The following is a 21,044-nucleotide window of genomic DNA, read 5'->3' as shown; positions in this document are numbered from 1 at the left end:
GTTAACCCTGTACGATTTTGGCAACCGCACGCTCAAAGCGGGCCAGGCCTTCGCGGATATCCGCATCCGGGATCACCAGCGATGGCGTAAAGCGCACCACATTGGCTCCGGCCACCAGCGCCATCAGGCCTTCTTCGGCAGCCGCGACCATAAAATCACGCGCTTTGCCGGCATAATCGGCGTTCAGCACTGCGCCCAGCAGCAAGCCCTGGCCGCGAATGGTAGCGAACACCTGGTATTTTTCATTGATCTGAGACAAACCATCACGAAACAGCTGCTCTTTGGCTTTTACGCCAGCCAACACTTCCGGCTGATTGACGGTGTTCAGTGCCGCCAGCGCCACAGCGCAAGCCAAAGGGTTGCCGCCATAAGTAGAGCCGTGAGTACCGACCACCAGATGCTTGGCGATGGCGGTGGTGGTGAGCATAGCGCCAACCGGGAAGCCGCCCCCCAGGGCCTTGGCTGTGGTTAGAATATCCGGCGTCACACCTAAACCCATATAGGCATAGAGCTCACCGGTACGGCCGACACCAGTTTGCACTTCATCAAAAATCAGCAAGGCCTTGTGCTGATCGCACAGCGCCCGTACCTGCTGCATAAATTCAACATCAGCTGGCACTACGCCTCCCTCGCCTTGCAGTGGCTCAACCATCACGGCACAGGTGCGATCAGAAATCAGCGCTTTTAAGCTGTCGATGTTGTTGAATTCCGCATGCTCGATGGCTTCCGGTTTCGGGCCAAAGCCATCGGAATAGGCTGGCTGCCCGCCCACAGTCACCGTAAAGAACGTACGGCCATGGAAACCTTGTTTAAAGGCGATAATTTGGTTCTTCTCGTCACCATGGTTGTCTTTGGCAACACGGCGCGCCAGTTTCAGTGCCGCCTCATTGGCTTCAGCACCCGAATTGGCAAAGTAGACTTTCTCCGCAAAAGTCGCATCGACCAGGGCTTTGGCCAGCAACAAGGCTGGCTCGTTGGTCAGCACATTGGATAAATGCCACAGCTTTTCACCCTGTTCTTTTAGCGCTGATACCAGGGCCGGATGGCAGTGGCCCAGACAGTTCACCGCGATGCCGCCGGCAAAGTCGATGTATTCCTTGCCTTGCTGATCCCAAACGCGCGAGCCGGCACCTTTGACCGGGATCATCTGAGCCGGCGCATAGTTGGGTACCATCACCTCATCGAAAAGAGCTCTGTTTACTTGCTGCATGGGAAACCTCATGTCGTTATTCGTCCGGTTAAGAACCGGATTGGCAGAGAGCCGGAAAATGTAGTCACAGTCTAATCGCCATAGCTGCCATTTTGCAGTATCATTCTGTACAAAATCACCGATTATTCGGACAATTTGATTGATTAAGGTGTCAAAATGATAAGCCCTGAAGATGAACAACTGCTGGCAATTCTGCGCACCAATGGCCGGGCCAGCGTGTCGGATCTGGCGCGGGCCCTTAGTGTATCGCGCACCACCATCCAGAACCGGCTGCAACGCCTGGAGCAGCAAGGCGTGATCCAGGGCTATACGGTGGAGCTGGGTAGTCGCTTTCTCAGTGAACAGGTATCTGCCCATGTGTCGATTAAGGTGCGGCAAAAGCTGACTGCCCGCACCAATCTGGAATTAAAACACATGCCACAGGTATCGGCGCTGTATGCTATCAGCGGTGAGTACGATTTGATTGCCATCGTGCAGGCGCAAAATACCGAGCAGCTGAGCCATATTCTGGACGATATCGGCAATCTGGAAGGGGTGGAAAGGACCAACTCCTCGGTGATCCTGGAAACCAAATTTAAGCGCTAGGGCTCGCCCTAGAGCTTTTTCTGCCAGAACACCGCCTGCCCCATGGCAGGATCGAGTTCGTAGCCGGCAAAACCGAATTTCTGGTAGCTGGCTTTGGCGATGGTATTGCCTTCCAGCACTTCCAGCGTCAGTTTGCAGCAGTGGCGGGCGCGGGCCAGTTGCTCCACTGCCTGCAATAATGCGGTACTCAGCCCCTGCCCCCGATAGGCAGGCAGCACAGCAATGTCGTGAATATTCATAATGGGCCTTGCTGCAAAGGTGGAAAAGTTTTCCACGCAATTCACCAGGCCGGCAGGGACACCATCGACATAGGCAATAAAACTAAAGGTATCGCTGCGCTCTGCCAACCGCTTGGCAAGATGGGCCTGAACTTCCTCCGACAGAGGCTCACCGCCCCCCATCGGGTCCAGCGCATACTGGTTCAGCAAATACACCAGTTGCTGCGCCTGGTCTGGATCCCGGTAGTTGACTGCTTTTACATCGATCATAGCTTTCCTAGTAATTGATAATCGTCAGAATGCCCAACAGCATAAAAATGGCGCAGGCGGCACGACGGGCCCAATCCAGCGAGATTTTTTCCATCAGCCAGCTACCGGCATACACCACAGGCACATTGGCAGCCAGCATACCAAAGGTGGTGCCCCAGATCACCATCCAGATAGCATCCTCAAAAGTCGCGGCCAGGATCACGGTGGCAATTTGGGTTTTATCACCAATTTCCGCTAAAAAGAACAAAATGCAGCTGGCCATAAAGGCACCGAATTTCAGCACACCGGTATCCTCGCTGTCGTCTTTATCCGGGATCAGCAGCCAGAGTGCGACCAGAATAAAGGAGCCACCCAGCAACCAGCCCTGCCAGCCTGCCGGAATAAACTGCGCCACCCAGACACCCAGCCAGGCCGAAGCCGCGTGATTTAATAAGGTAGCCACCAGAATACCGGCGATAATGGCTAATTTGGAGCGAAAACGAGCTGCCAGGAACAAGGAAAGAAGCTGGGTTTTATCGCCAATTTCGGCAATAGCCACTGCAGTGAACGAAGCAAGAAAAGCATCCATCAAAACTACTCAGCGGGAACATCAACCAAAGACATACGACAGACTCCCGCTATGGGTCTGTGGCATGTCTCAGGTCTCATCAGTCTGCAGCAAAGCTGCAAATGTTGTTGCCATATGCAATGAGGCACAAGGATGTTGACAACAACGCCAGTCTGGCCGATTACTCCCCCAAGCGCGGCGGCATTTTAGCCCGTTGAAAAGACAGATGCAAGCCTCGCTTTTACTGGATTAAGCACAGGTTCAGTTGTAGTCTGTTAGCATAAATTGTGGGCGAGAACTAAACCATTCTTGCTTGTGTCTCATAAAGTAAGCTAATGAATGCGTTGCAGGAGTTGATTATGTCCAATTATGTAAAAGCTACTCAGGCAGTCTCTGAGCAAAAATCACAGCTTCGTCTGCTTGTTTCGACTTTTTGTCTATTGCTGGCTGTTGTGGTCTTGGCTGGTTGTGCCAGCAAGCCTGAGCCACGCATAGACTATGCCCGTGACGTAAACTTTAGTCAGTATCAGACGTTTGGTTTTTTCACCAATCCGGACACCAATACCGAAGAGTACCAGAGCCTGCTGACCGATCACTTCAAATCAGCACTGCGCCGTGAAATGGAAGCGTTGGGCTACCGTTATCAGCCGGACAACGCTCAGTTACTGCTGAACTTTGCGTCGATGACTGAAGATAAAACCGATATCCGCACCAGCCCGTTCCGCGCCAACGTCGGCTTTGGTCGCTTTGGTCATCGCTCAGCCTGGCATTTAGGCTTCCCAATTTATCAGTCCGATATTGAAACCGTGCACTACAAGCAAGGCACCGTGCGGGTCGATTTAGTGGATGCGGCGCAGAATCGTTTGATTTGGCAAGGCGTACAGGAAGGCCGCTTAACCCGTGAAGCACTGAGAAATCCAAAGCAAGCAGTCGATGAGACAGTCGCACTGATTTTTCAACGTTTCCCTACCCGGCAATAATCGTATTGCCCCATGCATAAGCAGCCTGCGGGCTGCTTTTTTGTGGCATAAAAAAACCGGCCCTTAGAGGGGCCGGAAAGGTTAGCACTAGGAGGAACAAACACCCCTCTTTCGACAGGCTGTGTTAGTATGCGTGACCTAAATGACAACTTAATGACGATGCCAGTCCTTTGCTGAACTTTCGCCACCCTAAACAAAAACAGGTGCTGCTGATCGCCTTGCCAATGATCGCATCCAACCTCACCATTCCCTTGCTCTCTTTGGTAGATACAGCCGTGGTCGGCCACCTGGAGCATGCCTGGTATTTAGGGGGCGTGGCGCTTGGCAGTAGCCTGATTAGCTTACTGTTTTTACTGCTGGGCTTTTTACGCATGAGCACCACTGGGCTGACCGCCCAGGCGTTTGGTGCCAGGGACAACCATGCACTGCGCGGCACTTTACTGCAAGCCGGGTTAATCGCTCTTGGGCTGGCTTTTTTGCTGTTGCTATTGCACCCGTTGGTGATGCCTTTGGTACAGCTGTTCAGCCAGGCCAGTAGCGAGGTCCTGCAGCAAGCTGGTATTTATTTTCAGGTCCGTATCTGGAGCGCACCGGCTGCCCTGTTGAATATGGTGCTGCTTGGCTGGTTTCTTGGCCTGCACAATGCCCGTTACCCCATGTGGTTGCTGCTGCTCAATCAAAGCCTGAACATAGTGCTGGATTTGCTGTTTGTGCTGGGTTTTGGCTGGAAGGTCGCAGGGGTTGCCGCCGCTTCGGTGATGGCTGATTACACTACCTTGCTGGTGGGACTGCTGCTGGTACGGCGGCTTTGGCAGCAGCGTCAACTTGCCCCTTTAACGCTCGGCCAACTTGGCCGGTTAACCGGTTATGGCCGCTTGTTTGCGCTTAACCGCGATATCTTTATTCGCAGCCTTTGCCTGCAAGGGGTGTTTGTTTTTATCGCTTTTCGTGGTGCAAGTTATGGCGATGCTATTGTGGCCGCCAATGCTGTTCTGATTACTTTTCTGATGCTGGTCTCCTATGCACTGGATGGTTTTGCTTATGCCGCAGAAGCTTGTACCGGCAAAGCCGTGGGCGCCAAAGACAGCAGTGAGTTGCAGCAGTTGTTCATCATTATGGCTGGTTGGGGCCTGGTGCTAGGCATAGTTTTCAGCCTGCTGTTTTGGTTGGGCGGCACAACGATGATTGGCCTACTGACCTCCATTACTGAAGTACAAAAAAACGCGGCGCACTTTCTGCCCTGGTTAACCGCCCTGCCCCTGATTGCGGTCTGGAGCTATTTACTGGATGGTATCTACATTGGTGCCACTAAGGCCAAAGCCATGCGCAACAGCATGTTACTGTCCTTCGCTGGATTTGTGCTGTGTTATGCATTGCTGCAAAGGCTGGATAACCATGCACTCTGGTTGGCCCTGTCCGTCTTTATGCTGCTGCGCGGTTTAACCCTGGGTTGGCCTTTGTACCGCCGGGGCGGCGATTATTTACTGAAAAACTAAAAAAGATAAAAAACCACTCAAGTTGTGCAATTTTCAGCCGACAACCTGGATAGGCTATACTTCGTCCAGAACCAACTGAGGTACTTACTTATGGCGATTGCACCTATTCCCCCGAAGGCTGCCGAGGCAAGCAGTAAGCAGGAGACTGCTCCCAAATCCGAGCTGGATAAAGCGACTGCCGATCGTGCTGCCAAAGAAACTGCCAAAAATGCCCAGAATGCGGCCATTTTGGCAGCCAATGAGCAGGTAAGCTTAAAAGCCAACAGTGAAAGCCTGCGCTTGTTGTACAAAACCGCGCTGGAGGCCATCAACAAAGAGCTGGAGCCGGTGCTGGGTGAAAACGCAGCGCAAAAAACCTACGACTCCGGCATTGATGTCTCCCCCGAGGCAACCGCTGAACGGATTGTCAGTTTTGCCACCAAATTCTTTGGTCGATACGAAAAAATGACACCGGATATGGATGAGCAAGAGCGGCTGGATAGTTTTCTGAACATTATTGGCGGTGCCATTGATCAGGGTTTTAGCGAAGCCAAAGACATTCTGAAAGGTCTGAATGTGTATGAAGGTGAGGTTGAGCGCAACGTCGATGCTACCTACGATTATGTGCTAAAGGGCCTGGCGCAATTCCGGGAGCGGATGGAAGAGCTGATGCAGAAAAAACCAACTGAACAATAAGCTGGCACCCAGCAATAAAAAAACCGGGCATGCAATAGCCCGGTTTTTTTTTTGGATTAAGCGAACTGATTACAAATTGTCTTCAAACAACTTAAAGATACGACGGTATTGATCCAACCAGCTGCTGGGCTGCACATAACCGTGATCCTCGACCGGATAAATCGCCGTTTCAAAATGCGGGATTTCCAGCTCGATAAAGCGCTGCACCAACCGCACCACATCCTGGAAAAACACATTGCGATCCACCATAGGAGCGCTGATCAAAAGCGGGTAGCGTAAACCTTCGGCAAAATAGATCGGCGAGCTGCGCTCGTAGGCAATAGGGTCAATATCCGGCGTATTGAGGATATTGCTGGTATAGGGGTGATTGTAATAGGCCCAGTCACTAACTGGCCGCAGGGCGGCGCCGGCTTTAAACAGCTCTGGTTCATTAAACATGGCCATAAAGGTCATGAAACCACCGTAGGAGCCTCCGTAGGTACCAACCCGGTTGCGATCGACATGGACGTTTTCTACCATCCAGTTCACACCATCAACCAGATCTTCTACTTCCGGCGTGCCCATCCGACGGTAAATGGCAGTACGCCAGTCACGGCCATAGCCTTTCGATGCCCGGTAATCCATATCCAGTACCACATAACCATGTTGCACCAACAAGTTGTGGAACAGGAACTCACGGAAATACACCGACCAGCCCAGATCGCTGTTTTGCAGATAACCGGCGCCATGATTGAAGATTACCGCACGACGAGGCTCCCCTTCCAGATGATTCTCCGGTAAATACAGCTTGGAGTAGATAGGTGCTGCCTGATGGCTGGATGGCACCGGCACAATTTTTGGAGCCTGTAATGGCAGGGCTTTAAAGGCATCGGAAATGGTATAGGTTAAGCGCTGCACTTCGGTAGCTGGCTCTGCGCTGGTCACATACAGCTCGTGTGGCTGCAGGTTATTGGAATAGCGCAGCAATAAGCGGCTTTGATCCGGTGAGAGCTGGAAATCAACCGCCCCCGGCAAATTGGTGACTTGCTGCAGTTGATTATTGCTCAGCTGAACTCGAAACACATCGTACTGACCCGGATGGTTGCGGTTGCCTTTGAAATAGATAAAACGGCCATCACGGGTTAATAACGGATTGGCGACTTCAAAGCTGCCTTCGGTGAGCTTTTGTGCCCGACGCTGATTCAGTGCCTTGGTATACAGATGCGAGTAACCACTCTCTTCCGACAAATAATACAAGGTATCGCCAGCCGGTAACCAGCCAAAATCATTAAAGGCGTAATTGACCCAGGCACTGTCGTGCAGCCGGTGCTGTGGCACCAGCCGCTTATTGGCAAAGTCCACCGTAGCCAGCCAGCGATCTTTGTTATCGAAGGCTTTTAGCATCACGGCCACCTGAGTACCTTGCTCATTCCAGCGCATGGCACTTTGTGTCCAGTACCAGTCGGTCATCAGGCCAATATCGCGGATTACTTTTTCACTGCGATAGCGCTCGCCACGAGCACGGGCATTTTCTGTTTTCACCTCTTTGAGCACATCTTCATTGTAGCCAGGCAGGCTGGTGTAACTTAGAGTGTGCTGACTGCCATCACTCAGATCGACCAGTATCAACTGTTGCGGCAAAGGTTTGAAGTCATGCACCCGGCGCCGCACCGACTCGGCAATGATGTCACCGCTTGGTGTAATGTAGTTCGGCATAATGTCACGGTCACTGCTGCTTTGTTGATCGCGAATTGCAACTAGCAGAAAATTCCCCTGTGGCGACAGACTGGCATCGACAATATGCTTATCTTTCCCGACATAGATACTCTGTGGCGGCATCGCAGGGTTGTGCTGCTTTAACTCCTGCTCCTGTTGATGACGCTCGGAACGATTGCGCTGCTGCAAAGCAACGAACTCCAGCAGTTTGTGCTGCTCCTGGGCCAAATAACTCTGTGGTACGCTGGGAGCTTTGGGCGCATCTTCAGTACGGATACTGAACAATTGCTCAGTCAGACCTGTGGTGGTATCCACCGCAAAGTACTGCCAGCCACTGCGATAAGCCAGCCGGCCATCAGTCAGAAACTGCAGATGGCTTTGCCGCTCCTGATTACGGGTCAGCTGACGAACAGTGTCGCTTTGGCTGTCTCTGACAAAGATATTGCCTTGAAAGGTATAGGCCTGCAGCTGACCATCACTGGAAAAAACCGCATCCGCAGCGCCCATTTGATGCAACTCAGCCACAGACACCAGGCTACCATTATCCCGATTGCTTTCGGTCACTGGCCGCTTGTACCAATCACGGATCTCACTACCCTCGCGCTTGCGTTGGTAGTAAATGAATTGGCTGTCAGCGGACCAAAACTCATTTTCCGGTTGGCGCCCCAGCCAATCGGGATCTGCCATGATTTGCTCCATGGTCAGCCGGATGCTGGGATCTGTTGCATAGACCTGCTCCAACTGAATGGTGTCAATTTGATGGGTCAGGGGTTCGCTTTTAGCCTGCACATACAAGGGAGCCATACAGGCACCTGTCAGTGCAACCGCTAATACAGAGGTTGTCAGAAGTTTCATAGAGGCACTTTTATGATGATGGTTATGGTTGTTGGAATATCTCCATTTATACAAAGGCTAAGCTAAGGATGCAAGTAAAGCGGGTTCAAGCGGGGCAGAAACAAGATTAATGCCCATCCAGCCCTGTGTTAGCCAGGTGGGCATTTGTAACAGAATTATAGCTATCAGGCAGCCAGCTGTTGGCTTAGCTCGGAAATACGCTGCTCGGCTTTTTGCAGTGCGGCTTTCGCGGCTTCCTCACCCATATTCAGACCTTCAGCATAAATGAAGTGCTGCTCAGTCAAGCCAATAAAGTTGAAGAACTGCTGCAAAAACGGTGTCTGGCTGTCGGCACCAGTGCCTTGATAGATACCGCCACGGGTTGCAAATACCACCACAGGTTTATCGACCAGCAAGCCAACCGGACCTTGCTCGGTGTACTTAAAGGTAACACCAGCACGAGCTACCCGGTCGAACAAGGCTTTTAACTGACTTGGTACCCCGAAATTGTACATCGGCACACCCAACACGATGGCATCAGCTTGTTGAATGCGGGCAATCAAGTCATCCGAGTGACGGGCCAGCGCGGCCTGCTCAAACGAACGTTCCGCTTCTGGTGTCATCCAGGCTGCAATTTCGTTCATTTCTAAATGTGGTAGCGGCTGATTGGCCAGATCAATACGATCCAGCTGGACATCGGTCGGCAACTTAGCCAGAAACTGGTCAATAAGCTGGCTCGACTTGCCGGCTTTGCCGCTGATGGAACTTTCAATGACTAATACTGTTTTCATAATGATGTCTCCTGCTGGTTAATGTCGCCATAATACGCCAATAAAACAGAATAAAAATCAGAAAATATCGCAGTCATCTTTCGATAAAATAAATTGAATCCAGTTGGAAGTTGTCGACGTATAAGGTGGTGTTCTGTCCACTGGCAACTTTTGCACAATTAGGAAAGACGAATGATGTTGAATTTAGCATCCACTCAGAGGCATGATGGCAGCAGATTTTCACAACGTGAGCCCGGAATGTCGACGAATGATGAAAACAACCCAGAGATCCGCACCGGTCAATGGGAGGATGCACTGAGTTTTGTCGCAGTTCATCAGGATAAAGCAGCTTATTCAGAGTTGTTCAGCTACTTTGCCCCACGGCTGAAAGCTTTTGGCATGAAGATGTTTGGCAATGAGCAACAAGCACTGGAAATGGTGCAAGATACCATGCTGAATGTATGGCGTAAGGCTCGATTGTTTGATCCAAGCCGGGGCTGTGCATCCACCTGGATTTTTACCATTGCCCGTAATGTTCGCTTTGATATGCTTCGCAAAAAACAAAGCCGAAAAGACGACATCAGTGCCGACGACTTGTGGTACGACGGTAATTATCCTGAGCAGGAAGACTCAGGCAGTCATCAATGGGATACCGTTTTGATGACAGAAAAATTGGCACCACACTTTGAACGCTTGCCTGAAGCTCAGCGTTTAGTGATGGTAAAAGTGTATTTAGAAGAAAAGTCGCATCAGGAAGTTTCGGATGAACTGGCCATCCCGCTTGGAACAGTAAAATCGCGAATTCGGCTGGCACTTGATCGTTTGAGAGAGGCACTCGATGACACACGCAGTTAAATATCATCCGGGCATTCCGCTTCTGGAACAATATGTGGAAGGCACCCTGGAAGCCGATGTCGCTTTAGCAGTATCCGCCCACATAGATTTATGCCCGCATTGCCAGCAACTATGCATGGATTTGTCGGCCGAACAAGGTCTGATGTTGGAAAAAACAGTTCCTGTTGCCGAAACAGTGATCAGCGATATGGATCGCATGCTGGCAGAGATTATGGCGCAGCCTCAGTTGGATGGGTGCAGTAAAAACATGCCGGCGCAAGGACCTGTTCAGGTGCAATTGAAAGAGAAAACCTTTACGGTTCCGCGTGCTTTGGCCCGGCTGGTAGAGCAGCAAACCAAATGGACCCAGCTAGGCAGCATTGCAACCACCAAACTACCAGCTGGTGATAAACGCCATGTATCTTTATTGTATATCGACAAAGATACTGCCATACCGCAGCATACCCACAAAGGGTTGGAGATTACGCTGGTGTTAAGTGGCCGTATTGTGGATGAACAGGGCAGTTATGGTGTGGGCGACATTTTGATCAATACGCCTGACGACACTCATACACCGCGCACGTTGCCGGATGAAGATTGCTTGTGTTTATCGGTGTTAAGCGCACCACTGCAATTTAATAAAGGCATTACCCGGTTACTGAACCCGTTGCAGCACTTGTTTTACTAATCAACACCCAACCTTATGGGCCAGCAATAGCTGGCCTTTTTTTCAACTGATAAGCGCCATGCCCCCTTTTAAATTGTACAGCTGCCGAAAACCTAATCGGGCCAGTACCTGACATGCCACCAGACTACGGTTACCGGTGCGACAGACCATCAGCAAGGGCGTATCCAGCTGCCAATCCGCATGGCTTAACAAATGACATAACTTGGACAAGGGCACTTCCCTGACAGTACAGTCAGCCGGCAAGTATGGCGCTAAAGCACCTGCGCTTTGCTCATGCGGCTCGCGCACATCGATCACCTGCAGCTGGGGCTGTAAACACATGAACCGTTCCAACTGCTCTGGGGCTATGGTTGCTTTGGCATCGGTTGGCATCACCTCGACCAAACCGCAATAATACTGCTCCAACGCTTGCAATTGACAGGCTTGCGCATTGGCAGCTTGTTGCCAGTCATCGCTCACTAGCTCACCCTGCAACAAAGATCGTAGCAATGGTTGTTCATCACAGGCGATAGCCAGGGTCGTAAAAAAGCGTTGGGCGTAATCATGACTGGACAGCAATAACGTATCTGGCTGAATATGCTGTTGCAAACGCTGTAGACTAAGTTGCAACGCTTTCGCATCGCCACCAGCCAAATCCGTTCTCCCTATCCCGCCTGGCAGCAACAAGTCACCGACAAACGCAGCCCTGAGCGCACTCTGCTGATACAGCAGGTAGCTGCTGGCACCGGGGCAGTGTCCAGGCGTGTCCAGACGTCTTAGCTGGTACTGGCCACAGTTGAGCGTATCGGTATCTGTTGGCCAGCCAAGCGCATCTGTAGACTGGCGGCAGTTCAGCTGCAATAAGGTGCAAAGCTCCGTGCGGGCTGAAGCATGGTCCGGATGCTGATGGGTATCCAGCACCGCTTTCAGCTGCAATTGCTGGCCCTGTATCATCGCATGCAAACGTCCTAGCAGTGGCAGTGCAGCATCAATGACGACGGCAGCCCTGGTCTCAGGGCAGACCAGCAGGTAGCTGCACAAGCCTTCATGCTTTAGTTGCGTTAAGCCCTTGGTATGCCACTCCAACGTAGGAGTAGCGTCCGTCAGCACCAAGCAATGTTTTTGCACTACTGCAGCCAGTTCCTCAATGCGCTGACAGGCTTGCTGACACTCGGCCGGTGTCATGGCCGGGCCAAAAGATAACCGGATGGAGCCTTGCGAGCGCCAGGCTTCCAATCCCATCGCATCCAGCACAAAGCTGCTGGGGACTTTTGAGCTGCAGGCAGAGCCCGAACTAACCCGAATGCCGGCGGCATCAAACAGGTCCATAATGTCTTTGCTGTAAAATCCCGGTACCGAAAAGTTCAGGGTGGTTGGCACGCAATAAGGTGCATCGCTGTTGAGCACCAGCTCGGGAAATACCCTTCGCAACGCCGCCAGTAAATCTGCCCGAAAGTGCCAAAGCTGCTCCACAGGCTGAAATACCGAACCTTCAGTTTTTAGCAGCTCACTAAAAATGGCATGCAAAGCGGCAACACCGGGCAGGTTTTCGGTGCCGGAGCGTAAACCGCTTTCCTGACCACCGCCAACCACCAGCGGTTGAAAACTGGTGCCCGGACGAACATACATAAAACCAATCCCTTTGGGGGCATAGAGTTTGTGGCCACTAAAGGGGGCATAGTCAATGCTGGTCTCTTGTAAACTCAGCTGCATTTTCCCAAGCGCCTGCACACAATCGACCAACCAGGGAATATCGGCCCGCACAGCACGTATGCATTGCTCCAACGCCGTTAAATCCTGCTGCACACCGGTTTCATTATTGGCTGCCATGGTACAGATCACTGCAGCTTTGGGCAGATGGCGGCGAATAAAATCCAGATCCAGCAGGCCATGCTGATCAACTGGTATAGCGCACAAGGTCGCATTCAGCCCAAGCAGTTGATTCCAGTGCTGCAAACTTTGAGGAATCGCTTTGTGCTCAGTGGCGCCATACAGCAAGAGCGTATCTGGCCCGGTATGGCCCTCAGTTTTAGCCTTGCTTAGTGCTGACAACACGGCCGCCTGAATACCTTCGGTAGCACCTGAGGTGAAAATGATATCGCCAGCACCGGCTCCAACCAGGGTACGCGCCAGCTGACGGGTGGCTTCGAGCTCCACCTTGGCTTTAATGCCGGTAGCATGGGTGCTGCTCGGGTTACCAAAGCATTGCATCATATGATGCTGCACCGCCGCGGCTGCGCAAGGCAGCACCGGCGTGGTGGCATTGTTGTCGAGGTAAATTTCAGCACGGTGTGCAGCTAAAAGTGGTTTCATAACGGCTCAGCATATAACAAAAAAGAATATGATATTCCTTTTCATAATACGTGGCTTTTATTCAATCGACAAGGCTTGCGGGGGTGAGACAGCTAATAAAAAAGCGAGCTTTTCGGCTCGCTTTGATATCAGAAAAACTCATCGAGATAAGAGTCGTCGTATTCTTCTTGCTCAGGAGGATTGCCGTCGTGAATTTCGAACAACCGGTTTTGCAAATAGGCTTCGCGCACAAAGGCATAAGGATCGAACGAGTCTTCCAGCAAGTGCTCCATCGACATGGCTTTTTCGCGTTGTGTCAGGCCTGTCAGTACATAGCGGGTAATCGTCAGTGGGGTATTAAACAAACCAAGGGGAGAGTAGAAGGCATCCACCAAATCACCACCGGTATCCCGGATGGTTGAAGGACCGCGCGCTGGTATCATCAAAAAAGAGCCCTCACCTACCCCCCAGACAGCCAGGGTTTGACCAAAGTCTTCCCGCCGCTCGTTCAAGCCAATTTTGGTGGCAACATCAAACAGGCCAAACACGCCTATGGTGCTATTGACCAAAAAGCGACCGGCGCTCACTGCCATGCTGGCAGGCTTGGCCTGCAGGGCAGCATTGACGAAACTATCGGGCTCGCGCAAATTGCTCAAAAAGTTATCCACACCACGCCGGGCCGGTGTCGGAACCACAGCCATGTAACCAACGGTAGCCGGTCGTAGCAAATTTGGATCGAGAATCTCATAGTTCAGCTCCCACATGGCACGGTTAAAACCTTCCAGTGAGTCGCGTGGATCCTTCTCAACCACTTGCTCATTCGGCGCACTGGCGCAAGCAAGTAAGCCAAAAGCCAAACAACACACGGTAGCCAGCTTAAAAAAATGCTTTGTGTTCAAGATCCTTCCTCTTTGCTTCATCTGATGAACCATTAGTCGGCTTTCAACCGCAGCGATACCTGAACTTTGCCATCACTGAATAATTGCGGTGCCGACACCACTTCAAAACTGCCTTGCCGGTCGTCTACTGAACCACTGGGTGAAAAACGGGCCACCACTTCCACATCCTCGATACTGGCTAATGTCCAGCCTGGCTGCATGGCCATGTCTTCGGTCAGCATCAGCTGCAGCTCACCGGCAGGAACCGGAATCCGCTGGGCTGCAACCGGTAGGGCCGGACCATCAGGTTGGCGAACAAACACAAACACACTGGCATCCGGATGCTGTTGGCGTAGAGCCGGATCGACCTCCAGCGTTAACAACACCAGACGCTCTTGCCGTGCACTCACTTCATGTCCTAGTTCTTGCAGCTTTTGTAGCACCACAGCATAACGCGGGTCACTCGTTGGCAGCCGGTCAAGCAAAATGCTCCAGGCGGCGGCAGCTTCCGTCATATCGCCTTTTTCGTAAGCGACATAGGCCAATAACGATAAGGCATCCAGATTATCCGGCTCAGCGGTTAATGCTCTTGCCAGAGCACGACCTGCTTTGGCCAGCTTGTCGTCACCACCGACTACTAACAGTGCCTGGCTGTAGCTGATAAGCAGTGCCGGTCGGTTGGGCGTCATCTGCAAAGCTTTTTCAAACGCATCGATGGCATCCATCATAAAACCTTGCGACAACCAGATCCGCCCTAACAAGAACCAGGCTGCAGCATCATCACCATCGCGTGCTAATTTGGTACGCAGTGCCAAACCAAAACGCGCCAGCTCCTGCTCACTCAGGGGTTCGCCACGATCCAGCAAAGCCCGCTCACCGTACTCGGGTAACTTTTGCTGCGCCAATTGCCAGTCAGCAAGCTCACGGTAATGGCCATTCCAGCTGTAAATGCCACCTACCAGCAACAGTACAGCTACGGTCAGCCCCCCGTACCAGCGCCAGCTGCTTTGGGATGCTTTTAACTGCACTGCTTTGGCTTCCTGCTCCAAAAACTGCTGTTTCAGTTCATTGGCAGCACTGTCAAAGTCCTGCTCAGCCAGCTCACCGGCATCGCGTGCAGCAGCCAGTAAATCCATGCGCTCGGCAAACAACTGCGCCGGGGTTTGCTGCTCTCCAGCTCTGGCACTTCGCGGCCAGGCCATAAATACCACACTCAGGGCCAGCATCAACAGGGCCCCCAGTAGCAACTGCCACATCATTATTTTTTACTCCGATAAGCGTCGATTATTGCGTCGAGCTCTTGCTCCAGCGCGGGGTTGGTTGCAGGTGCAGTCTGGGCAATCTGGCGACGGCGCAGCATGTACCACAGCATCAACACCAGCATCAAAACCGGCAACACCCACAACAACAAGGTAAGTGGGTTTAACGGCGGGCTGTAATGCACAAAGTTGCCATAGCGATCGACCATAAAGTCGATGACTTCCTGCTTGCTGTGCCCTTGTTGCACCAGCTCATAGGTTTTGTTGCGCATATCGATGGATACGACCGCATTGGAGTCCGCAATGTTCTGATTTTGACACTGCGGACAGCGAAGCTGCTGCACCAGCTCCTGATACAGCTGGCGCTTAGCGTCATCTTCAAAGGGCAAAATTTCCTGGCCGGCTAATAGCGCAAAGCTGCTCAACAGCAAGCAAAGTGCAAGCAAACGGCTCATGGTTGAGTTCCCTGATATGCTAAGCCAGCCTGCTGCAGCTGTTCCAAGGCAGGCTCAAATTTTTGCCGCCATACCCGTGGGTTGATATCACCGACATGATGCATCCGAATTTTACCGCTGGCATCCACCAGAAAGGTTTCTGGTGAGCCCGATACACCTAAATCCAGCGACAAGCGGCGGTTTTCATCCAGAATATTGAACTGGTAGGGATTGCCAAAATAAGCCAGCTCGCGCTGCACATCGCGCTGCAACTGTCCCAGGCTGAAATGATCGCCAAAAGCTGGATCAACCGGCAAAGGATAGTAGAGCCCAACCACTTTAACACCCTGCTCCTTCAGCTCAGTCATAAAACCAAGTTGCGCTTTACAGGTCGGGCACCAGACGCCCCACACGCTAAGCAAAAAGGGCTCGCCGGTCAGTAATTCACGATTCCAGCGCTGCTCCGGCTGCATCAAATCCGGCAAATCAAACTCCGGTAAAGGCCGGTTCAGCAAGGCTGAGTCTCTGGTCCAAGGATCGGAAAATAAACCGGTAAATAAAAATACCGATACCCCCAAAAAAATAGCCAGCGGAGTAAAAAACAACCATTTACGCATGAGCCAGCTCCTTGTTCGCATCGGCTGACTCATCGCTTGCAGGTGCAGCACGACGCAGTACTTTGCGGCGATAGCGCACATCCAGCAACGACCAGGTCGCCCCTATCGCCATCAGTAATCCACCCAGCCAGATCCAGCGAACAAAGGGTTTAACCTGCACCTTAAACGACCAGGCATCCCCCGGTAAGGCCTCACCCAGTGAGACATAGAGATCCCGGCTTAAGCGGGCATGAATCGCCGCCTCGGTCATCACCGTACGCTGAATGGTGTAAAAACGCTTTTCCGCATGCAGATTGGTAATAAAACGACCATCGCGCTCTACTTTCAGATCAGCAGCTTCGCCACCAAAATTCGGACCATCCAGCTTGTACAAATCGAGTAAAGTAAACTCATAGCCGGATAAGGTGACCGTATCTCCGACCTGCATCCGCACATCGCGCTCTACGCTGTAGGTGGTGGTCATGGCGATGCCAATCACCATCACCGCGAAACCGATATGCGCTGTGGTCATGCCATAATGACTGGCACTGAGTTTACGGATCCCGGCCAACCCCTGACCAAACTGGCGAATACGCTGGCCCACTTCACCCAAGGCCGACATCCCAACCCAGGCGCCGAGCAATAAGCCAATCAGAGCCACATTGGCCTGCACCGATTGCGTTGCCGCCATCAGCCCTATGGCCACTATTAAGGAAGCAATAGCAATCATCGCCAGCGGGGGGATCAGTGGTTGCCACTTTTGTTGCTTCCAGCGCACCCAGGGGCCAAGCCCCAGCAGTAAGCTAAATGGAATGGTCAGATAAAAGAACATCGCATTAAAGAACGGTTCCCCGATGGAAATGGTACCAAGGCCCAGCTCCTGGTGGAATAACGGCAGTAAAGTGCCGAGAAACACCACCAAGGTAGCCGTCAGCATAAAGACATTGTTGCCCCAGAGCATGACCTCACGCGAAAAAAGTTGATAACGGGCCTGGCTGCGTACCGAGCGCATACGAAGCCCATACAGCAGTAAAGAGCCGCCGATAACAATCAGTAAAAACACCAGCAGGAACATGCCGCGGCTGGGATCCGTAGCAAAGGAATGCACCGATACCAGCACGCCTGAGCGCACCAAAAAGGCACCCATTAAGCTCAGTGAAAAGGTGGCCAGTGCCAGCAGCACCGTCCAGGATTTAAAAGTACCGCGCTTTTCCGTCACCGCCAGGGTATGGATCAAGGCCGTCCCGACCAGCCAGGGCATAAAGGAAGCGTTTTCTACCGGATCCCAGAACCACCAACCACCCCAGCCCAGCTCTTTGTAAGCCCACCAGCTACCAAGCATGATACCAAGTGTTAAAAACATCCAGGCCGCCAAGGTCCATGGTCGTGCCCACCGCGCCCAGGTGCTGTCAAACTTGCCACTGAGCAGGGCCGCAATAGCAAAGGCAAAAGACACAGCAAAACCTACATAACCCATGTACAGCAAAGGCGGGTGAATGATCATGCCAAAATCCTGCAGCAGTGGATTCAGATCATTGCCCTCGACCGGGAAGTACGGCAAGCTGCGCTCAAAGGCATTGGACATAAACAGCGAAAAGGCAATAAAGCCAACACCAATCCAGCCCATAATACCGAGAATACGGCCCTGCATTAACAGGGGTAGTTGCCTGGAAAATAGAGCAACCGCCGCCGTCCACAGCGTCAGGATCCACACCCAAAGCACCATCGAGCCTTCATGCGAGCCCCAGGTGGCTGTTAGCTTGTAGTACCAGGGCAAAACAGAACTGGAGTTGGAAGCTACATTGATCACAGTAAAATCATCGGTGTAAAACGCATAGGCTAAAGCGATAAAAGCCAAGCCAGCAAATAAAGCAGCCGCCAACGCCAGTGGCTTGCCCAGCATCAATGCCCGTTCATTGCCGGTGTAACTACCATACAAAGGGACAATGCCAAGCAGCAGTGACAACGCAAAGGAGAAGGTTAACGCCAGTTGACCAAGTTCAGGGATCATCAATAGCCCCCTGCCGAATCAGTCGTGGTTTGTTGTGATGGCGGTACGTGCTGGATGCCTTTCAATGCCTTGGCTACTTCAGGTGGCATGTATTCTTCATCATGCTTGGCCAGTACTTCGGTAGCACGAATTAACCGCTCTTCAACCAAATGACCTTGCGCTACAATACCTTGTCCTTCACGAAATAAATCCGGCAAAATGCCATTGTATTCCACCGTCACCGTGGGGCCGGTATCGACCAGATCGAAACGCACCAGCAAGGACTCAGGATCACGCACCACGGAGCCCTCAACCACCACGCCGCCAATGCGCAAGCGCTGACCGATTTCAGGCCGGATTTTATCTGCTCCTATCCCTTCCACCAACTGGGTGGGTGTATAGAACAAGTTGATGTTCTGCTGCAGTGCATACAGCATGGCGGCAATTGAGCCGGCTACCAAAGCCAGAATCGCTAAAATAGACCATAACCGCTTCTGTCGTCGTGCATTCATCAATGCTCTGCCTCCTGATACTGCTTAATGCGTTGGGCTCGCGCCAACTTCTGCCGAAAATTCTGGTGAAAGGCTTTTATTTCCCAAAAGCAGTACCCCACCAGGCCAATCAGCAGACCATAGGTCAGACCATAAGCCAACCAAATGTAAAAACCATAACCACCCATGGCCAGAAAATCACTGAAGCTATCAAACTGCATTAGTGTCCTCCCAGTGTGACCCGAACCCAGGGCCTGTGCTGTTCATTTTCTAAAATAGCGGTGCGTAAACGCAGGCAAACCAAGGCCAGCATTAACAGATAGAAACCCAATAAACTAATCAGCAAAGGCCACAACATACTGGGATGCACCGAGGGAGTATCGAACTTGGTAATGCTGGCCCCCTGATGCAGGGTATTCCACCACTCGACCGAAAAGTGGATGATTGGGATATTGACAATGCCAATGACTGCCAACAAAGACGCCACCTTGCCGCCGGTCTGGCGATCCGAGAAGGCGCCATACAGCGCAATCACCCCCAAATACAAAAACAACAAAATTAACTGCGACGTTAACCGGGCGTCCCACTCCCACCAGGTACCCCACATCGGTTTACCCCAGGCCATGCCAGTGAGCAGTGAAATGGCTGTAAAGACTGCCCCTATCGGCGCAATCGCCAGTACCGACCACTGCGCAACCTTGACCTGCCATACCAGGGCAATAAAGGCCGCAATCGCCATCATGGTGTAGGTACTCATCGACAACAGTGCTGAGGGTACATGAATATAGATAATACGCACGGTATCAAATTGCTGGTAATCCTGTGGCGCAAACAGCAAACCCCAGAGGTTGCCAAATAACAGAATACCAATGGCTGACAGCATCAACCAGGGGAACAAGCGCCCACAAAAGTGATAAAGGGTTTCAGGTTTTGCAAGTGGATGCAGCCATTTAAACATACTAACTCACATTAATCCGTAACGCACTGGCCACAGCCAGAGGTACCAAAGCCAACGCCAATAACAACATGGCGACCAGAATAGCAAGTTGTCCACTGTAAGGGAGCCCCATGCTGGCAGCCTCGATCGCCGCACTGGCGAAAATTAACAGCGGAATGTATAGCGGTAATATCAACAGCGCCAGCAAAATACCGCCTTTATCGGCAGACATCGTTAAGGCTGCGCCCAGCACACTGAGAATACTCAACAAAGGTGTTCCCAACAGCAAGGTCAGCATCATCGCCACAAAAGCAGCGCTTTCCACGCCCAGCAGCATGGCGACCACCGGCGATATCACGACCAGTGGTAAGCCGGTACTTAACCAGTTCGCAGCCACCTTAGCCAGCACAAAAGCCATCAGGCCCTGTCTGGACGCGACCAGTTGCTCAATCACGCCATTGCGGTAGTCATCCCGGAACAAACGCTCGGCTGCCAGTAAGACACTAAGCAGTGCAGCAATCCAGACAATGCCAGGTGCCATTATACGTAATTGATTTGGCTCTGGTCCAACCCCTAATGGGAACAAGGTGAGCACAATCAGAAAAAACAGTAAAGGATTCAACCAATCTGCTTTTTGGCGAGCCAACAACACCAGTTCCCGACGCAAGAAAGTCATTACCATCGGTACGCCAGCTCCAAAGTTTTCAGGGTCGGGAAATCCTGGCTCAGGGCCTGGTGAGTGGTGACTATAATAGCGCCCCCGGTAGCCAGATGTTGGTGGAAGCGCTGCTGCAAACGCTGGATGGCATGTTGATCCAGCGCTGTAAAGGGTTCATCCAAAATCCACAGTGGGGCCTGAGTGAGCCAGAGCCTGGCCAGCGAGACCCTGCGCTGCTGACCGGCCGACAACATGCGGCATGGAATGTCCTCCAAACCGGCCAGACCCAACTGACCTAACAAATCCATGTTATCGGTGAAAGGCAATTGATAAGCCGCACGCCAGAAAGCCAGGTTTTCCATCGCGGTCAGATGCTCATGAATACCACTCTGATGGCCGATATAACATAAAGAGGCGGCATACTGTTCAGCTTGCAAAGCAAGAGGCTGGCCGCAAAACAACACATCACCGTCATCCGGAGTGGACAAACCGGCTAACAGGCGCAACAATGAGCTTTTACCAGCGCCGTTTTTACCCTGAATTTGCAACAGTTGGCCGGGTGACAACTCAAGATCCAGCGCTTGGAACAGTACTCTGTCCTGGCGGATACAACTTAAGCCGCGGGCGCGTAAGAAGTCGGTCACTGAATGGCCTCCTGGTAAAATTGCGCGGATCTTACCATATTCCGGCTGGAATACGAACGCATCAAGCCAGTACAAGCATGGTAA

22 protein-coding genes are annotated in these 21,044 nt (G+C 52.1%); 6 read left to right on the top strand and 16 right to left on the bottom strand.

The features are described 5' to 3' along the window. Position 1: 1 nt before the first annotated feature. Entirely contained in the window at positions 2 to 1,210 is a 1,209-nt protein-coding gene (locus tag QWY20_RS01385) for an aspartate aminotransferase family protein (RefSeq protein ID WP_330127245.1), read from the bottom strand. 156 nt (positions 1,211 to 1,366) lie between these two features. On the opposite strand from QWY20_RS01385, the gene QWY20_RS01380 reads away from it, so the two are divergent. Then, positions 1,367 to 1,795: an Lrp/AsnC family transcriptional regulator gene (locus QWY20_RS01380; protein ID WP_330127244.1), complete on the top strand. Its 429-nt coding sequence runs from the start codon at positions 1,367 to 1,369 to the stop codon at positions 1,793 to 1,795. 8 nt (positions 1,796 to 1,803) lie between these two features. Here the strand turns inward: QWY20_RS01380 and QWY20_RS01375 are convergent, their stop codons facing one another. Together QWY20_RS01375 and QWY20_RS01370 are read right to left on the bottom strand one after the other, a co-directional pair. Beyond that, positions 1,804 to 2,283 carry a GNAT family N-acetyltransferase gene (locus QWY20_RS01375; protein WP_330127243.1) on the bottom strand — a complete coding sequence of 160 codons (480 nt, stop codon included), beginning with the start codon at positions 2,281 to 2,283 and terminating at the stop codon, positions 1,804 to 1,806. Positions 2,284 to 2,290: 7 nt separating this feature from the next. Next, positions 2,291 to 2,851, bottom strand: a complete 561-nt coding sequence (locus tag QWY20_RS01370) for a TMEM165/GDT1 family protein (RefSeq protein ID WP_330127242.1) — start codon at positions 2,849 to 2,851, stop codon at positions 2,291 to 2,293. Positions 2,852 to 3,189: 338 nt separating this feature from the next. Between QWY20_RS01370 and QWY20_RS01365 the strand changes: the two genes are divergently transcribed. The 3 genes from QWY20_RS01365 to QWY20_RS01355 all read left to right on the top strand — a co-directional run bounded on the left by QWY20_RS01365 (position 3,190) and on the right by QWY20_RS01355 (position 5,981). Beyond that, a complete protein-coding gene (locus tag QWY20_RS01365) occupies positions 3,190 to 3,810 on the top strand; it encodes a DUF4136 domain-containing protein (protein ID WP_330127241.1) in 621 nt (206 codons plus the stop codon). Between the two features lie 170 nt (positions 3,811 to 3,980). Next, positions 3,981 to 5,306, top strand: coding sequence for an MATE family efflux transporter DinF (gene dinF / locus QWY20_RS01360; RefSeq protein ID WP_330127240.1), 1,326 nt, complete (start codon positions 3,981 to 3,983; stop codon positions 5,304 to 5,306). Between the two features lie 90 nt (positions 5,307 to 5,396). Continuing rightward, the gene (locus QWY20_RS01355) at positions 5,397 to 5,981 is read left to right on the top strand and encodes a DUF5610 domain-containing protein (protein WP_330127239.1); all 585 of its coding nucleotides are present in this window, start codon (positions 5,397 to 5,399) and stop codon (positions 5,979 to 5,981) included. A 69-nt stretch (positions 5,982 to 6,050) separates the two neighbouring features. On the opposite strand, the gene QWY20_RS01350 is transcribed toward QWY20_RS01355, so the two are convergent. Beyond that, positions 6,051 to 8,531 carry a S9 family peptidase gene (locus QWY20_RS01350; RefSeq protein WP_330127238.1) on the bottom strand — a complete coding sequence of 827 codons (2,481 nt, stop codon included), beginning with the start codon at positions 8,529 to 8,531 and terminating at the stop codon, positions 6,051 to 6,053. Positions 8,532 to 8,695: 164 nt separating this feature from the next. Then, complete coding sequence (locus QWY20_RS01345; protein ID WP_330127237.1) at positions 8,696 to 9,301, bottom strand: FMN-dependent NADH-azoreductase; 606 nt, start codon at positions 9,299 to 9,301, stop codon at positions 8,696 to 8,698. Between the two features lie 237 nt (positions 9,302 to 9,538). Here QWY20_RS01345 and QWY20_RS01340 point away from each other — a divergent pair, with 237 nt between their 5' ends. Both QWY20_RS01340 and QWY20_RS01335 read left to right on the top strand, forming a co-directional pair. Next, the gene (locus tag QWY20_RS01340; RefSeq protein ID WP_330127236.1) at positions 9,539 to 10,135 is read left to right on the top strand and encodes a sigma-70 family RNA polymerase sigma factor; all 597 of its coding nucleotides are present in this window, start codon (positions 9,539 to 9,541) and stop codon (positions 10,133 to 10,135) included. Further along, complete coding sequence (locus tag QWY20_RS01335) at positions 10,119 to 10,802, top strand: ChrR family anti-sigma-E factor (RefSeq protein ID WP_330127235.1); 684 nt, start codon at positions 10,119 to 10,121, stop codon at positions 10,800 to 10,802. The genes QWY20_RS01340 and QWY20_RS01335 overlap by 17 nt, the downstream gene beginning before the upstream one ends. A 42-nt stretch (positions 10,803 to 10,844) precedes the next feature. Here the strand turns inward: QWY20_RS01335 and QWY20_RS01330 are convergent, their stop codons facing one another. The 11 genes from QWY20_RS01330 to ccmA form a co-directional block, all read right to left on the bottom strand. After that, on the bottom strand, positions 10,845 to 13,094 hold the full coding sequence (locus QWY20_RS01330; protein WP_330127234.1) for an aminotransferase class V-fold PLP-dependent enzyme: 2,250 nt from the start codon (positions 13,092 to 13,094) through the stop codon (positions 10,845 to 10,847). A gap of 128 nt (positions 13,095 to 13,222) precedes the next feature. After that, positions 13,223 to 13,972 carry an MlaA family lipoprotein gene (locus tag QWY20_RS01325; RefSeq protein WP_330127233.1) on the bottom strand — a complete coding sequence of 250 codons (750 nt, stop codon included), beginning with the start codon at positions 13,970 to 13,972 and terminating at the stop codon, positions 13,223 to 13,225. 32 nt (positions 13,973 to 14,004) lie between these two features. Next, positions 14,005 to 15,210, bottom strand: coding sequence for a c-type cytochrome biogenesis protein CcmI (gene ccmI, locus QWY20_RS01320; protein WP_330127232.1), 1,206 nt, complete (start codon positions 15,208 to 15,210; stop codon positions 14,005 to 14,007). Beyond that, positions 15,210 to 15,665 carry a cytochrome c-type biogenesis protein gene (locus tag QWY20_RS01315; RefSeq protein WP_330127231.1) on the bottom strand — a complete coding sequence of 152 codons (456 nt, stop codon included), beginning with the start codon at positions 15,663 to 15,665 and terminating at the stop codon, positions 15,210 to 15,212. The genes ccmI and QWY20_RS01315 overlap by 1 nt, the downstream gene beginning before the upstream one ends. Next, positions 15,662 to 16,261 carry a redoxin family protein gene (locus QWY20_RS01310; protein WP_330127230.1) on the bottom strand — a complete coding sequence of 200 codons (600 nt, stop codon included), beginning with the start codon at positions 16,259 to 16,261 and terminating at the stop codon, positions 15,662 to 15,664. The genes QWY20_RS01315 and QWY20_RS01310 overlap by 4 nt, the downstream gene beginning before the upstream one ends. Further along, positions 16,254 to 18,251 carry a heme lyase CcmF/NrfE family subunit gene (locus QWY20_RS01305; protein WP_330127229.1) on the bottom strand — a complete coding sequence of 666 codons (1,998 nt, stop codon included), beginning with the start codon at positions 18,249 to 18,251 and terminating at the stop codon, positions 16,254 to 16,256. Before QWY20_RS01305 ends, QWY20_RS01310 begins: the two co-directional genes overlap by 8 nt. Next, the gene (gene ccmE, locus QWY20_RS01300) at positions 18,251 to 18,742 is read right to left on the bottom strand and encodes a cytochrome c maturation protein CcmE (RefSeq protein WP_330127228.1); all 492 of its coding nucleotides are present in this window, start codon (positions 18,740 to 18,742) and stop codon (positions 18,251 to 18,253) included. Before ccmE ends, QWY20_RS01305 begins: the two co-directional genes overlap by 1 nt. After that, complete coding sequence (gene ccmD / locus QWY20_RS01295; protein ID WP_330127227.1) at positions 18,742 to 18,942, bottom strand: heme exporter protein CcmD; 201 nt, start codon at positions 18,940 to 18,942, stop codon at positions 18,742 to 18,744. The genes ccmE and ccmD overlap by 1 nt, the downstream gene beginning before the upstream one ends. Further along, positions 18,942 to 19,679 (bottom strand): heme ABC transporter permease, encoded by a 738-nt coding sequence (locus tag QWY20_RS01290; RefSeq protein ID WP_330127226.1) that lies wholly within the window; start codon positions 19,677 to 19,679, stop codon positions 18,942 to 18,944. The genes ccmD and QWY20_RS01290 overlap by 1 nt, the downstream gene beginning before the upstream one ends. Position 19,680: 1 nt before the next feature. After that, positions 19,681 to 20,340, bottom strand: coding sequence for a heme exporter protein CcmB (gene ccmB / locus QWY20_RS01285; protein WP_330127225.1), 660 nt, complete (start codon positions 20,338 to 20,340; stop codon positions 19,681 to 19,683). Further along, positions 20,334 to 20,960 (bottom strand): cytochrome c biogenesis heme-transporting ATPase CcmA, encoded by a 627-nt coding sequence (gene ccmA / locus QWY20_RS01280; protein ID WP_330127224.1) that lies wholly within the window; start codon positions 20,958 to 20,960, stop codon positions 20,334 to 20,336. The genes ccmB and ccmA overlap by 7 nt, the downstream gene beginning before the upstream one ends. Positions 20,961 to 21,044 lie beyond the last annotated feature (84 nt).

Origin of the sequence: Alkalimonas cellulosilytica (genome assembly GCF_036325985.1) — a bacterium.
GTDB classification, from domain to species: domain Bacteria; phylum Pseudomonadota; class Gammaproteobacteria; order Enterobacterales; family Alteromonadaceae; genus Alkalimonas; species Alkalimonas cellulosilytica.
The sequence above is the reverse complement of the archived record's forward strand: the minus strand, read 5'-3'. Positions and strand labels throughout refer to the sequence as shown.